General features: G+C 58.5%; 15 protein-coding genes. 9 read left to right on the top strand and 6 right to left on the bottom strand.

What is annotated here, in order from left to right; all coding sequences use genetic code 11:
- Positions 1-63: 63 nt before the first annotated feature.
- On the bottom strand, positions 64-1,440 hold the full coding sequence (xseA, locus tag NAV27_RS08615; protein ID WP_102828938.1) for an exodeoxyribonuclease VII large subunit: 1,377 nt from the start codon (positions 1,438-1,440) through the stop codon (positions 64-66).
- A 117-nt stretch (positions 1,441-1,557) separates the two neighbouring features.
- Between xseA and NAV27_RS08620 the strand changes: the two genes are divergently transcribed.
- From NAV27_RS08620 to NAV27_RS08655, 8 genes are all read left to right on the top strand, one after another.
- The gene (locus NAV27_RS08620) at positions 1,558-2,109 is read left to right on the top strand and encodes a sugar ABC transporter ATPase (protein WP_102828939.1); all 552 of its coding nucleotides are present in this window, start codon (positions 1,558-1,560) and stop codon (positions 2,107-2,109) included.
- Between the two features lie 126 nt (positions 2,110-2,235).
- On the top strand, positions 2,236-3,705 hold the full coding sequence (gene guaB / locus NAV27_RS08625) for an IMP dehydrogenase (RefSeq protein ID WP_008570419.1): 1,470 nt from the start codon (positions 2,236-2,238) through the stop codon (positions 3,703-3,705).
- Positions 3,706-3,799: 94 nt separating this feature from the next.
- A complete protein-coding gene (guaA, locus tag NAV27_RS08630; RefSeq protein ID WP_008570418.1) occupies positions 3,800-5,380 on the top strand; it encodes a glutamine-hydrolyzing GMP synthase in 1,581 nt (526 codons plus the stop codon).
- Positions 5,381-5,681: 301 nt separating this feature from the next.
- Entirely contained in the window at positions 5,682-6,938 is a 1,257-nt protein-coding gene (locus NAV27_RS08635) for a tyrosine-type recombinase/integrase (protein ID WP_102828941.1), read from the top strand.
- Between the two features lie 60 nt (positions 6,939-6,998).
- Positions 6,999-7,274, top strand: coding sequence for a hypothetical protein (locus tag NAV27_RS08640; protein WP_102828942.1), 276 nt, complete (start codon positions 6,999-7,001; stop codon positions 7,272-7,274).
- A 4-nt stretch (positions 7,275-7,278) separates the two neighbouring features.
- Positions 7,279-7,803: a helix-turn-helix transcriptional regulator gene (locus NAV27_RS08645; RefSeq protein WP_102828943.1), complete on the top strand. Its 525-nt coding sequence runs from the start codon at positions 7,279-7,281 to the stop codon at positions 7,801-7,803.
- A 114-nt stretch (positions 7,804-7,917) separates the two neighbouring features.
- A complete protein-coding gene (locus NAV27_RS08650; RefSeq protein WP_102828944.1) occupies positions 7,918-8,232 on the top strand; it encodes a hypothetical protein in 315 nt (104 codons plus the stop codon).
- Positions 8,225-8,593, top strand: a complete 369-nt coding sequence (locus NAV27_RS08655; RefSeq protein ID WP_102828945.1) for an HNH endonuclease — start codon at positions 8,225-8,227, stop codon at positions 8,591-8,593. Before NAV27_RS08650 ends, NAV27_RS08655 begins: the two co-directional genes overlap by 8 nt.
- 8 nt (positions 8,594-8,601) lie before the next feature.
- On the opposite strand, the gene NAV27_RS08660 is transcribed toward NAV27_RS08655, so the two are convergent.
- Positions 8,602-8,988: a helix-turn-helix transcriptional regulator gene (locus NAV27_RS08660; protein WP_102828946.1), complete on the bottom strand. Its 387-nt coding sequence runs from the start codon at positions 8,986-8,988 to the stop codon at positions 8,602-8,604.
- A gap of 140 nt (positions 8,989-9,128) precedes the next feature.
- Here NAV27_RS08660 and NAV27_RS08665 point away from each other — a divergent pair, with 140 nt between their 5' ends.
- Positions 9,129-9,491 (top strand): hypothetical protein, encoded by a 363-nt coding sequence (locus tag NAV27_RS08665; RefSeq protein WP_197931605.1) that lies wholly within the window; start codon positions 9,129-9,131, stop codon positions 9,489-9,491.
- 149 nt (positions 9,492-9,640) lie between these two features.
- Here NAV27_RS08665 and NAV27_RS08670 read toward each other — a convergent pair whose 3' ends face one another.
- From NAV27_RS08670 to NAV27_RS08685, 4 genes are all read right to left on the bottom strand, one after another.
- Positions 9,641-10,690, bottom strand: coding sequence for a hypothetical protein (locus NAV27_RS08670; RefSeq protein WP_102828947.1), 1,050 nt, complete (start codon positions 10,688-10,690; stop codon positions 9,641-9,643).
- Positions 10,687-11,949 (bottom strand): hypothetical protein, encoded by a 1,263-nt coding sequence (locus NAV27_RS08675; protein WP_102828948.1) that lies wholly within the window; start codon positions 11,947-11,949, stop codon positions 10,687-10,689. Before NAV27_RS08675 ends, NAV27_RS08670 begins: the two co-directional genes overlap by 4 nt.
- Before the next feature lie 64 nt (positions 11,950-12,013).
- Positions 12,014-13,735 carry an ABC-three component system protein gene (locus NAV27_RS08680; protein WP_102828949.1) on the bottom strand — a complete coding sequence of 574 codons (1,722 nt, stop codon included), beginning with the start codon at positions 13,733-13,735 and terminating at the stop codon, positions 12,014-12,016.
- The coding region (locus tag NAV27_RS08685; protein WP_256055296.1) for an ABC-three component system middle component 6 at positions 13,732-14,044 on the bottom strand (313 nt) is incomplete at its 5' end. The genes NAV27_RS08685 and NAV27_RS08680, both read right to left, overlap by 4 nt.

Raw genomic sequence — 14,044 nt, forward strand, 5'->3', positions numbered from 1 at the left:
CAAGGCTGGCTTTTTCGTTCAGGGGGTGCGCGACTCGCATCAATCCGTTGCCGGCTGGCACGTTCAGAGCAGCGGCAGCGTCACCGGTTCCAGATGGTTGTCTTCCACGCGTACCGCCAGTTCGCCTTCGCCCAGTTTCGCCTTCAGGCGCTGGCCGGCGTGGGTCTGGCTGGCGCTGCGAATCGCCTGGCCGCGCTCGTCGAGCAGGATGCTGTAGCCGCGGCCGAGGGTCGCCAGCGGGCTGACGATCTGTAGCGTCTGCGCCAAGCCCTGCAGCTGCTGGCGCCGGGCCTTCATGCCCGACTGCATGGCGCGCGGCAGGCGGTCGGAGAGGTGTTCGAGACGCTGGCGCAGCAGGTGCAGCGTGCGCCCGGGATGCTGCGCGGCGAGGCGGGTTTCCAGGCGCGCCAGGCGCTCCTGACCGCCGCACAGGCGACGGTCGACGGCGCGCAGCAGGCGTTGTTCGAGGTCGTCGATGCGCTGGGCCTGCTGCTGCAGGCGTTCGCCCGGATGGCGCAGGCGCCGAGTCAGACTCTCCAGGCGCATGGCGTCACGGTGCAGGCGGTCGCGCATGCGCAGCAGCAGTCGCTGATGCAGACCGCTCAGGCGCTGCTGCAGGTCGGCGCTGCTTGGCGCCAGCAGCTCGGCCGCTGCCGAAGGCGTGGGGGCGCGTACGTCAGCGACGAAGTCGGCGATCGATACGTCGGTTTCATGCCCCACGGCACTGACGATTGGCGTAACGCAGGCGTCCACCGCGCGCGCCACGGCTTCTTCGTTGAAGCACCAGAGGTCCTCCAGCGAGCCGCCGCCACGGGCCAGGATCAGCGCGTCGAAACCTTGCGCATCGGCCAGTTGCAGCGCCCGAACGATCTGTCCGGTGGCTTCGCGGCCCTGCACGGCGGTCGGAATCAGCGTCAGTTCGACCTGCGGCGCGCGGCGTTTGAACACCGAGATGATGTCGCGGATCACCGCGCCGGTCGGCGAGCTGACGATGCCGATGCGCCGCGGATGGGCGGGCAGGGCGGCCTTGCGCTCGACAGCGAACAAGCCTTCGCCGGCAAGCTTTTCCTTGAGTGCCTCGAAGGCCAGGCGCAGTGCGCCATCGCCGGCCGGCTCCAGCGTGTCGAGAATCAGCTGATAGTCGCCGCGGCCTTCGAACAGCGACACCTTGCCTCGCACGCGCACCGCCAGGCCGTCACGCAAGGCTTGGCGCACCCGCGCGGCGTTCTGGCGGAACAGCGCGCAACGCACCTGGGCGTTCTTGTCCTTGAGGGTGAAATAGATGTGGCCGGAAGCCGGGCGGGCGAGGTTGGATATCTCGCCTTCGACCCAGACCTGGGCGAACACGTCCTCCAGCAGCAGTCGGGCTCGGCCGTTGAGCTGGCTGACGGTGAGGACTTCGCGATCGAGATTGAGGCGTTCGAAGGGATCTTTGAGCATGGCGGCGATGATACGGGAAAACGCCCGGAGCAGCCGCCCTGCGACCGGCTGCGATTGACCTGAGCGATCCGCGCATTAAGCTGCCCGGCCGCCCACTGCCTTCCGACCGAGCCATTCATGAGTCACAGTCAAGCCATCGTCGTGCCGCGCATTTCCAGCTTTCCGGCGCATGAGGCCCGCGCGCGGATGATCCTGCGCTGGTTGGCCGAGCGGCGCATCGTCGAGGCGCTGCCGACCACCTGCGGCCGCGGTACCCATGGGATGGCCTATGCGATTGCGCCGGGCGCGCGCCGCGTCATGCTGCACCCGGAGCGGCTGCCGTTCGGTGAGGCCGTCAACGGCCTGGAGGTGGTGACCAAGCGCTGCATTTACACGCCGACCCGCGATTTCGCCGAGGAAGCCGGCTGCCCGGAATGCCGTCGGGAGATCGGCGAGGCGCTGTTCGAGAGTCTGGATGAGTGGATGCCTGGGCAGACCGACAATTTCACCTGTCCCGAATGTGGCTTCGAGGACGACATCAACGGTTTCCTGTTCATTCCGGCGTGTGCGTTCTCCAACCTGGGATTCATCTTCAACGGCTGGGGCGAGGCGGGGTTTCGTCAGGAATTCCTCGAAGAGTTCGGCGAGCGGCTGGGGTTCAAGGTGGCGCTGGTCATCGATCAGGCGTGACCGTACGGTCACTTCGTCGATGCGGCGCGCCGGAACGTGCGCAGCAGACCGCACAACCACGTTGAGCGCGAGAGGGTGCGTGGGTATAATGCCGCGCTTCCTTTTTCCCGCCTGGGAGCCCCCGCCATGCTGCGTATCAGCCAAGAAGCCCTGACTTTCGATGATGTTCTCCTGATCCCGGGATATTCCGAGGTTCTGCCGAAGGATGTCAGCCTGAAGACCCGCCTGACCCGCGAAATCGAGCTGAACATCCCGCTGGTTTCCGCAGCGATGGATACCGTCACCGAGGCCCGCCTGGCCATCGCGATGGCGCAGGAAGGCGGCATCGGCATTATCCACAAGAACATGAGCATCGAGCAGCAGGCTGCCGAGGTGCGCAAGGTCAAGCGCCACGAGACGGCCATCGTGCATGACCCGGTCACCGTGACGCCGGAAACCAAGATCAGCGAGCTGCAGCGCAAGGCGCACGAGCTGGGCTTCTCCGGCTTCCCCGTGGTGTCGGGCAAGGAGCTGGTGGGCATCGTCACCGGGCGCGACCTGCGCTTCACGCCGAACGCCGGTGATTCCGTCGCGGCGATCATGACCCCCAAGGACAAGCTGGTCACCGTGCTCGAAGGCACCGGTCTGGAAGTGATCAAGACCAAGCTCTACGAGCACCGCATCGAGAAAATGCTGGTGGTCGACGGCAACTTCAACCTGCGTGGCCTGGTGACCTTCCGTGACATCGAGAAGGCCAAGACCTACCCGCTGGCGTCCAAGGACGGCCAGGGCCGTCTGCGTGTCGGCGCAGCCGTCGGCACCGGCTCTGACACCGCAGAGCGTGTCGAAGCACTGGCCGCCGCTGGCGTCGACGTCGTCGTGGTGGATACCGCTCACGGACACTCCAAGGGTGTGCTCGACCGCGTGCGTTGGGTAAAGGACAACTTCCCGCAGGTGCAGGTGATCGGCGGCAACATCGCCACCGCCGAAGCGGCGCTTGATCTGGTCAAGGCCGGTGCGGACGCGGTCAAGGTCGGTATCGGCCCGGGCTCGATCTGCACCACACGCATCGTCGCCGGCGTCGGTGTGCCGCAGATTTCTGCGATTGCCAACGTCTCCGCCGCGCTGCAAGGCACCGGCGTGCCGATGATCGCCGACGGCGGCATCCGCTTCTCCGGTGACCTGTCCAAGGCCATCGTCGCTGGCGCCAACGCGGTGATGATGGGCTCGATGTTCGCCGGTACCGAAGAGGCGCCGGGCGAGGTTGAGCTGTTCCAGGGGCGCTCCTACAAGGCCTACCGCGGCATGGGCTCGCTGGGCGCCATGGCGCAGGCGCAAGGGTCCTCGGATCGTTACTTCCAGGACTCCTCTGCCGGGGCCGAAAAGCTCGTGCCGGAAGGCATCGAAGGCCGCGTACCGTACAAGGGTGCTCTGGCCGCGATCATCCATCAGCTGATGGGCGGCCTGCGCGCCTCCATGGGCTACACCGGCAGCGCCACCATCGACGACATGCGCAGCAAGCCGCAGTTCGTCCGCATCACCGGCGCCGGCATGGCCGAGTCGCACGTGCATGATGTGCAGATCACCAAGGAAGCGCCGAACTACCGCGTCGGTTAATCGAACTCTTCGCTGGAGGCTGGCGGCGGCAGGTTGAACGGATTGCGTTCGGCCTGCGGCCTTCAGCCTTCAGCCATTTCTCCAGGTGAAGAAAATGGCTCAACCTGATATCCACGCCCACCGCATTCTCATCCTCGACTTCGGCTCCCAGTACACCCAGCTGATCGCCCGCCGCGTGCGCGAGATCGGCGTCTACTGCGAACTGCACCCGTGGGACATGAGCGAAGACGACATCCGCGCCTTCGCGCCACGCGGCATCATCCTTGCCGGTGGCCCCGAGTCGGTTCATGAAGAAGGCAGTCCGCGCGCGCCGCAAGCGGTGTTCGATCTCGGCGTACCGCTGTTCGGCATTTGCTACGGCATGCAGACCATGTCCGAGCAGCTGGGCGGCAAGGTGCAGGGCTCGGATGTGCGCGAGTTCGGCTACGCGCGTGTCGATCTGGTCGGCAAGTCGCAGCTGTTCGACGGCATCGAAGACCACATGGATGACGATGGCGTGTTCGGCCTCGACGTGTGGATGAGCCACGGTGACAAGGTCACCGAGATTCCGGCCGGTTTCCATATCATCGCCAGCACGCCGAGCTGCCCGATCGCTGCCATCGGTGACGAAACCCGCCACTACTACGGCGTGCAGTTCCATCCGGAAGTGACCCACACCCGCCAGGGCGGTCGCATCCTGTCGCGCTTCATCCTGGAAATCTGCGGCTGCGAAGCGCTGTGGACGCCGTCCAACATCGTCGAAGATGCCATCGCCCAGGTGCGTGCGCAGGTCGGCAATGCCAACGTGCTGCTCGGCCTGTCCGGCGGCGTCGATTCCTCGGTGGTTGCTGCGCTGCTGCATCGGGCCATCGGCGACCAGCTGACCTGCGTGTTCGTTGACAACGGCCTGCTGCGCCTGCACGAGGGCGATCAGGTGATGGCCATGTTCGCCGAGAACATGGGCGTCAAGGTGATTCGTGCCGACGCCGAAGCGCAGTTCCTGACCAACCTCGAAGGCGAGGCGGACCCGGAGAAGAAGCGCAAGATCATCGGCCGCACCTTCATCGACGTGTTCGATGCCGAGGCCAGCAAGCTGGACAACATCCAGTTTCTCGCCCAGGGCACCATCTACCCGGACGTGATCGAGTCGGCCGGCGCCAAGAGTGGCAAGGCCCATGTGATCAAGTCGCACCACAACGTCGGCGGTCTGCCGGAAGAGATGAACCTCAAGCTGGTCGAGCCGCTGCGCGAGCTGTTCAAGGACGAGGTGCGCAAGATCGGCCTCGAACTCGGCCTGCCGTACGATATGGTCTACCGTCACCCCTTCCCGGGCCCGGGCCTGGGTGTGCGCATTCTCGGCGAGGTGAAGAAGGAATACGCCGACCTGCTGCGGCGCGCCGACCACATCTTCATCGAGGAGCTGCGCAACTTCGACTGGTACCACAAGACCAGCCAGGCCTTCGTAGTGTTTCAGCCGGTGAAGTCCGTGGGCGTGGTCGGTGACGGCCGTCGCTATGCCTGGGTCGTCGCCCTGCGCGCGGTGGAGACCATCGACTTCATGACCGCACGTTGGGCGCATTTGCCCTATGAGCTGCTGGAGAAGGTTTCCAACCGCATCATCAACGAGATCGAAGGCATCTCCCGCGTCACTTACGACGTGTCGAGCAAGCCACCGGCGACCATCGAGTGGGAGTGAAATCAGGTCCTTCGGGGGCTATCGGTACCTATCGATAAGATGCTGTAACGTGTTGATTTAAAAGAAAATACGTCGCGGCATCTATCGGTGACTATCGCCGGGCAGCAGAACGGTTTGGCGGTAGTGGTGACGGTAGGCGCTGGAGGTCGGATTAAGACCCTCCCGTTTACTATCGAGACCAAACCGGTCTTTGACGGTAAATCTCTTCTTGGGAACGCTTCTGTTCTGCGGCTTTCCCGGCATCAGCAGGTCTCCTGGCCCTTGACGGTAAAAGCCGTCATGAACAGGAGGAAAAACCTCGATGCTTACCGACACCGCACTGCGCAATCTCAAGCCAAAGGCCAAGCCCTACAAGGCTTCCGACCGCGATGGCATGTACGTGACGGTATCGCCTAGCGGTACCGTCACCTTTCGCTACGATTACCGTCTCAACGGACGTCGGGAAACGCTGACCATCGGACGGTATGGTCCAGCGGGAATATCGTTGGCCTTGGCTCGCGAAAAGCTGCTTGATGCCAAGCGCATGGTTGCCCAGGGACACTCGCCTTCCCTGGAAAAGCAACGGGCCAAACGACGCCTGACGGCTGCCAAGGCTTTTGGCGATATGTTGAAGAGCTGGCTGGCCGGTGCGCGTATGGCCGACAGCACGCGGGCCATGCGCAAGAGCATCATCGACCGCGACATCCTGCCGGTTTTCGAGAATCGGCTTCTGACCGAAATCACTCCTGACGATCTGCGAGCGCTCTGTGCCAAGGTGAAGGCCCGTGGGGCACCGGCTACGGCGGTTCACGTTCGTGACATCGTGAAGCAGGTCTATGCGTTCGCGATCCTGCATGGGGAGAAGGTCGAGAATCCGGCCGATGATGTGAAGGCGGCGTCGATCGCCACCTTCGTGCCGAAGGATCGAGCGCTAACCCCGACCGAGATACGGTTGGCATTCCACCAGTTGGAGTCCATTGCCGCATACCCCACTATCCGGCTGGCCTTGCGGCTGGTGCTGTTGACCCTGGTACGCAAGAGCGAACTGATCGAGGCGACCTGGAATGAGGTGGATTTTGAGAACGCCACCTGGACGATCTCCAAGCAACGGATGAAGGGGCGCAACCCTCACGTGGTCTACCTGTCGCGCCAAGCCTTGGACATCTTTATCGCGCTGCACACCTGTGCTGCTGGTTCGAGATTCGTGCTTCCCTCGCGCTACGACATCCACCGCGGCATGTCGCACGCCACCTTGAACCGGATCACCCAACTTATTGCATCGCGTGCCAAGGAAGCAGGGCTGCCGTTGGAGCCGTTTACGGTTCACGACCTGCGCAGGACGGGCTCCACGCTACTCAACGAAGTGGGCTTCAATGGCGACTGGATCGAGAAGTGTTTGGCGCATGAGGATGGGCGCTCCTCGCGCTCGGTCTACAACAAGGCCGAGTACGCCGAGCAGCGCCGCCACATGCTGCAGGAGTGGGCGGACATGGTCGATGCTTGGATCGACGGTCGGACTCATGTGCCGAAGCTGTTGCCGGACAATGTGGCTGTGCCGGTGTTGAGTGCCGCCGTTTAAAGGAAGGACAAGGTTGTCAGTTGACAACCTTGTGAGTCATGCGAATACTGGAGATCACCAATGACCCGTCCCTCGCACCCGAAGAAAGAGGTCGAAGAAGCGCTTAGACATGCCGAAGGGCAGGGCTGGCGCGTAGAAGTTGGCGGCAGTCACGCCTGGGGACGGATCTACTGTCCCTACAACGACGAGGAATGTCGTTGCGGCGAGTTCTGCATCACCAGTGTATGGAGCACGCCGAAGAGCCCTGGCAACCACTCACGCGCCCTGCGGCGCGTCGTGGACAACTGCACCACGCACCGTAAGCAGCAGGATCCTGCCGACGGTGCAGAGGAATAGGACTATGGAATACACCTTCACGCTGAAATATCAACTTGCCGACGATGACCGTGACCCGGATGCACTTGTCGAGCGCCTTGGCGAGGCTGGCTGCGACGATGCCCTGGTTGGCATCGGCCAGCCCGGGCGGCTGGCGCTGGAATTCATCCGCGAGGCAGAGAGTGCAGATGCGGCTGTGCGCAGTGCACTGGCTGATGTTCGCCGTGCAGTGCCCTCGGCCAGGCTGATCGAGGTTGCCCCGGATCTGGTCGGGCTGACCGAGGTGGCCGAGATGATCGGAGTGTCGCGGCAGAACATGCGCAAGTTGATGCTGGCACATCCAGGGAGTTTTCCGGCACCGGTGCATGAGGGTAGTGCATCAATATGGCATTTGGCGGACGTTCTGACGTGGTTGCAGGCTAAGGGCAGCTATTCGCTTACCAAGAGCGTGTTGGATGTGGCTCAGGTGGCCTTACAGGTCAACGTTGCGAAAGAGGGGCGACGGTTGCCGAGCTTGGCTTTCAAAGAGTTGGAAGCTTTGGTTGGGTGACAACCTTGGACGAGTCGCAGCTTCGGTTGGAAGCAGCCGTTAAAGGTTGCTGAGAATATTCCTTGAAATCAGTTTTGCTCCGGTGATTCTCCAGAGACTTTTTAGAAGATTACGATGACCAACGAAGAGATTGTTAAGCGTTTGAGAGAGCTCGAAGGCAGAGTTGATCGGATTGAGGTTCGGCTTGACGCTGTTGAGCAGCATGTAGTTTCGACTCTCGACCAGTTCGGAGATTACAAAAATCGAACTGTCGAAGAGCTTGTTCTCATGAAGGGGCAGATTGACGGGCTTGTGCAATCTGTCGAGTCCTTGATTCTATCGGCAGAGAATACCGCTGCTATGGAACGAGCGAAGAGCTTGCGCCGCAGGCTTCTCAATAATCAAACAAGAATTGAAAAGAATTTGAAGGAAAAGAAAAAAGATGGCTGACCTGAGAGATCTTCAGAGGCGTGCAGCCGACCTTGAAAGAGAGTCGTTCAATAACTTGTTCGCGCTGCTTGTTGAGTGCTCTCAAATCCTGAAAGACATTGCCCCCGCGCGTCGACGGCCGTGGTTGTTGAATGTCGTTCAAGAGCTCTACAAAAGTCAAAATGGGCTCTGTTCAATCTGTAATGGACCGCTGTCTCTTGGTGATATGGATGTGGATCATAAGGTTCCTTTCAGCTATGGCGGTGGTAATGAAAGGAATAACATCCAGCTTGCACACAGCTCGTGTAATCGCAGCAAGCAGGCGCAGGTCGATCCGCATGATCTACTCCGTTATTTGGAAGACCGCTACATGAATTTGTAGGCTTGGTCTCAACCTTCATTCGAAGTTGCCCGAGTAGGGCGCGTTTTTCGTAAGTGGACATCTGGCTTGGAGATGTTTTCACGAGGAGCTTTTTTGCGCACCTCAATCCACGCTTCCACCTCGGCCAGATCCCACACAACGCAGCGCGGGGTCAGATTGAAGCGACGCGGAAACTCGCCTCTGCGTTCCATTTCGTAGATTGTTGTTTCGGCTAAAGGGACGATCTGCCTCAGATCTTGGCGGCGAATCGTTCGGCGAAATGGCAGGACACTGTGTTTCGGAAACTGCGGCAGATCATCGTAGGTGTCCGCGCCTGGCAGGGGAAGGGATACAGGCTGCGGGTGCTCCTCAGCGCTGCTGTCTCGGCTGGTTTGACGTGGCGCGTTATTCTCCATGTGGCACTCCGTAATCGTTTGGCGATACAAGAACTTCCTACTGCAGGAAGCAATGGTGGCTTTCATTGGCTATCGCGAAAACTCACAGGAGCGTAGATGAGCGTATTAAGGACTAGGTTGCCACGGAAAGGGGGAAGGACATGGCGACAGTGACGGTTTCTCCGATACATTTCGAGGATTACAGTGGTATTCAGTTTGAGCGCCTTGTCTTTGCGTACCACGTGCGCGCAGGCTGGCGCGACTTGGCCTGGCGCGGCCAATCGGGAGGCGACCAGGGCCGGGATATCTCCGGTGTCGAGCCTTTTGATGACCGGCCGGCACGCAAGACCATCATTCAGTGTGCCAATCGGGACACGCTGACGCTGGCCCAAGACAAATTAGCCCATGTCCGAACAGGACGCTCTGGATATTCTGACATTGGTATCACTGATTCACCGCAAGCTGGATGGCGCTATGAAAGTAGCTGCCATATCGACATAAGGGTAATTACAGGGGCTACCTAAGAGGCGTGGTCATGCAATGCTAGAACTCATTTCGCGGACAGACGCTCCAATGAAACTGATTTCCAGGCTTTCCCAAGCAAGGCTGCAATGCTCGCTCCGCCTGATTGTCGTATGGTTGATACGACAATCAGGTGAGGACGCTCAGTTGTTCAGAGTTCCGAAAACATCACCCTATCAACACCCCAGTAGTCGAGCAGGCAAAATAGCGTACTACGAAGCTCGATGCTCGCGGAGCTATGAGGATTGAACTTTCTGGCCATAGCAAGCTGTTCGAACTCTCTAGCGACGCTAAACAATGTCCGAGTGACATCATTCTTCGAGAAAAAATCGCCCAGTATCGAGGTATTTAATTGAGCCAATTGCTTCTCAACGCTTGTTCTCACCTGCCGAGAAATTGCTGGGCCATCATTCGCATGCTCCTCGACCAAAGCCATTGCGACATTTAGTACCTTTTTCAAGCCAGAGCTGCCTCTAGACCCATAAGTAAATCCATCTTTGATTAGTTCGCTGCGTTCGGATTGCTCATGGAACGAAAGCTCTTTCATGGAGTAGTCAATCGCAATGGCAATGAACGAACATACTAAATAAAGACACCTGAGAGCTGTTTCGCGCTGGGTTCCTTTGGTGATGGACTGTTCGGCAAAGAACTTCCCTTGCCCAAGCCATTCATTGCAGCTGTCAAATGAAAGCGATTTGGCCAGCAGGCTCTTGGATAGAACTATTCGTCCACGCCAGTCACCGTCCAGCTTGCTCAAAGTGTAGTCATTTATCCGAGCAAAGAATTCTTCGTCAGAAAGTCTCGTCGCATTTGGGTCTTCCGACTTTGCAAGTTTGCCGAGGAAGCTACCATCAAGAACGAGCACGCCAAGCTCTCTGCCAAAATCCTTTACCTCTTGACGCTTTTCTGTTGTTGCCACAATCGCGTTTGTTGCTTTCGTGGCAATGCGCAGTCCCTGCACCCAGAAGATACGCTCTATCGCTTGGGGAGTTTTCTTGTTCTTGGCATCAACCAAGGCGACTTCGCGCGATACTGAGGATGTTCGGCTGTAAAGCCACAGATCTATGTCGGTGACATCGAAACCCTCATACACAAACGGAACGCCACGAGCCACGTAGTAGCCAGCTTTAAGGAAATAGCTACGCAACAACTCTTCCATCTTTGGCCCTTTGGGCAAGGCTTGTTGTTGACCCTTGCTCATAGTCCACCCCCTGTCCGGAGGATGGATAGCATGTCGTTCGTTGCTTTCGGGCTCATCTTTGTTTGTGTCCTTCGAACCTTCTCGCGATTGTGCTCAGGGCCGTTGAATGTGGTTACGGCAGCCGTTGGTAAGGCATTCAAAGAGTGCTCGCTGACATCCCCTTGTCGTATTGCTTGAAGAGCCAATTCACCAACCTCTGTTTTTAGGAGGCGAAGCATCGGGCCAGATCGCCCCTTCTTTGATCCGTGTGTTACTTCAACCACACCTTTCAACTCAAGCAGCTTGTAGTCTTCAGCAATCGCGCGTACTGGACCAACGCTTTCTCCGCGAACCAATGCACCTAGTAGGGCGTCGACCATTTGGATCTGCCCACGCTCATAGTAGCTTTTGGTCATGCCATAAGTTACAGAGCTGACAAAGGCTTTCGCGAGGTCGAAGGCATCATCGATCATCGAGTTGCTGTACTTGGAGAACGCCGACGGCAAGGTCAGGAATCCAACATCTTCGGTCGAATTGCTAACCACACTGATGTCGAACAAGCCGATCGCTGTCACTTTTTGGAAGAGAGCGTCACCCAGGAACTGCTTTGCGTGGTCTGTGCTGACGCACGCTCGCTTCCTCAGTGTTTCGGTGAGCTCATTGAGCTTTACTTGCTCTGCTGGGTTCAGAGAGTCCAGAACTGCTTTGATCTTTTGAGTGGTATCGCGGCGAAACAGGTTTCCGTTGAACAACAGCGTCTGGTTACCGTCAAGTCTCTCCGTATCGACGAAACCAATCTGCTCTGCATCTGAGAACAACTGGCCTAGGTCCGCAGTCGCCAGCTTGTATGTGTCAGCTAAATTAGCTGCGATATCGTTGGCGAGCACGGGGGCAATGGAGGCATGCTCGGCAAGCTCGATTGAAGCAACTTCATTGGCCGTCGGCGCTAGAGAGTCAAAGAGGTCAGAAGTGTGTTGCAACGCAGTAGAGGTAGTCACACCAAGTACGGCAACTCCTCCCGGTGACTTGTCGATCAGGGATTGTTGCTGCAGCACTTCGATTAGCTTGGGAAGCTCAAATGTTGTATTTATATTGGCTGCCTTAGCCAGTACCGCCAGTCTGTCATTGTTGACTGTGATTTCCTTGTTGGCAGAAATGGCCGATAAGAGTATTCCAGCCTTGCCCGCCAAGTAGGTTTTTTCATAGCCTGATTGATTAGTGACACCTTGTAGCTTATTAGTGTGGTGGATCAACCAAGATCCTTTGGTCTTCTTATCCATTGTATTTCCCTTAAGGTCCACAGCGGGCCGACACTCCCAGAGTTGAACAGCCACAATCTGCTCATTAGCCAAACCTTATGCCAAACAAACCGCCGTCTTCGGTGGCGTCGGTCAAACGCGTGGGCAGGACGTAGTCATTGAGGTCGAATCCATCAATGGTCTCCTTGAAGGCATCGTCTTCATTCATCGTCACGATGTACTGAAAGCCAAGCTCATGCGCAATCTCAGCGCCAAGGCGCAATGCGCTGATGACCTGGCGTCCGTCAACACCGTCGAACAGGTGGCTGTCGTGTATCAAGAATCCAGGTCCAATTTTTCGGCTGGCGCAAAGACGCATCAGCATCATGTCGAAGCAGAAGATCTGCATGTTCTTGATGCCCTTGCTGCGCTGCCCCTGCATCGGAAACTTGAAGACTGGTCCATTCGAGGTTTCATCGATTGTCATGCTCCCCGCCGACTCATACAGGCGTTGAGAGGTTTCCTCGAAGGCGACGATAGCTTCAGCCAGCCGGTCCTTCTGCTCGGTGAAGTCACGCCGTAGGCGGATCGTGAGGCGGTTGCGTTCGATCTCCAGCTCGTTCTTGGTGCCTTCGAGCTGCTCTGCTGCTTCGAAGCGTTGCCGTAGGGATTCCACTTCGGACTCTAGCCGTCCCAGCTCGCCTTGCAGCTTGATGAACTGCTCGAGCGCACCATGGCTCCTGAGAATGCCCAGGATCTCGCCGCGCCTCTGGTCGAACTGCGCCTTCTTACTATCGCGCAGCTCGATACGCAGTTTGGCAGCTTCGAGTTCGCTGGACAGATAGTCCCTGCGATTGCGCACCACAGAGTCATGAAAACTCTTCACATCCTCGTAGCGGCGCTTGACCAAGTCAGGCAGCACGATGCCTGCTTCTTGATAAACCGCCTGGAGATCCTCGTGGTCAGGAGGGACCTCGGAGGCGAGGGCACTTTCCAGATCACGGATAGCTGAGAAGTCGATGGTATTGGCGTTGGCAAGCTCGTTGAGTTGGCGGGTCAAGCTGGCGCTTTCGACTTCCAGTTCCCGGTACTCAGGCAAGACCTGAAACGTCTCAACTTCCGCGTGAAGCTTCTTGAGGCGAGCCTCCTGAATGGTCAGTTCTGTGCGCAGGTCGGCGGCCTTGCCGATAATTGAGCCGAATGCACCGTTCCCAGCTGCCTTCTTTAGCTCTTCAAGAGTCTTTTCCCTATCCCGTACAGCCTGCCAGTCCCTGGCAATCTGCCAGTCCAGTCCGAGCAGGAACATCAGCGCCATCTGCAAGTCGCCGGTACCCTGCATCGCGGCCTGCTTCTCCGGCGTCATGAAGGCACCACTCGCCTGTCGGCGCACAAAGTAGGCAAACAGCGATCGGAACGAAGGTGGCTTACTGCCTGCGGCTTCAAGGCTGCTCAGACCAAACATTTGTTCGCCAAGGAACGTACACCACTCGGTGGCCGAGAACTTAACCTTTGCGGCTGGTTGGACAGTCACGAAAACTTTGGCTTTGGAGCCACCACTGCGTTCGACGACAGTGCGTTCCGACTTCAAGTCGAAGTCCATGCCGAAGGTGTGCTCCGCCAATTCCGGGGTTCGGAAAATCGAGTCCGGGCCCGCGTCGGCACCAAGAAGAAAATGCACTAGCTCCACGAAACTCGTTTTACCAGCGCGATTGCGTGTTTGTTTTGTGGTCGCTCCCTCGGTTTTTTGAGCGAGCAGCACATTTAGACCTGGTTTCAGATCTCCAAGATTCTTAAAGGTCGGCAGAGTGCTGAAGATGTTGTGAATCAAGCTGTTCTCCGTGTCACAAGGCCGCTTTCGAGTTCAATGGTTCCAAGGGCGTACAGAAGATCGAGGGAAAGCAAGAACCAGTCGTACGTGATTCGCCGAGGCATGGCAGTCACGCCCGCCTCATGCCGATTGAGCTCCTCCCAAAGTGCGGAGACAGTCTTTGGTCGTGTGAGAAACGTCAAAATGTGCCCGCCGACGGTCAGCAACGCGCGATCCTGCGGAAGATGCTTGGATGGAAGGATCATGCTGTCCCCACCGTTTGAGCGTCTTCGAAAATTTCGCACTTGTCGAAAAGGTATGCCATGACTG

The organism is Stutzerimonas degradans (assembly GCF_024448505.1).
Classification (GTDB): Bacteria; Pseudomonadota; Gammaproteobacteria; order Pseudomonadales; family Pseudomonadaceae; genus Stutzerimonas; species Stutzerimonas degradans.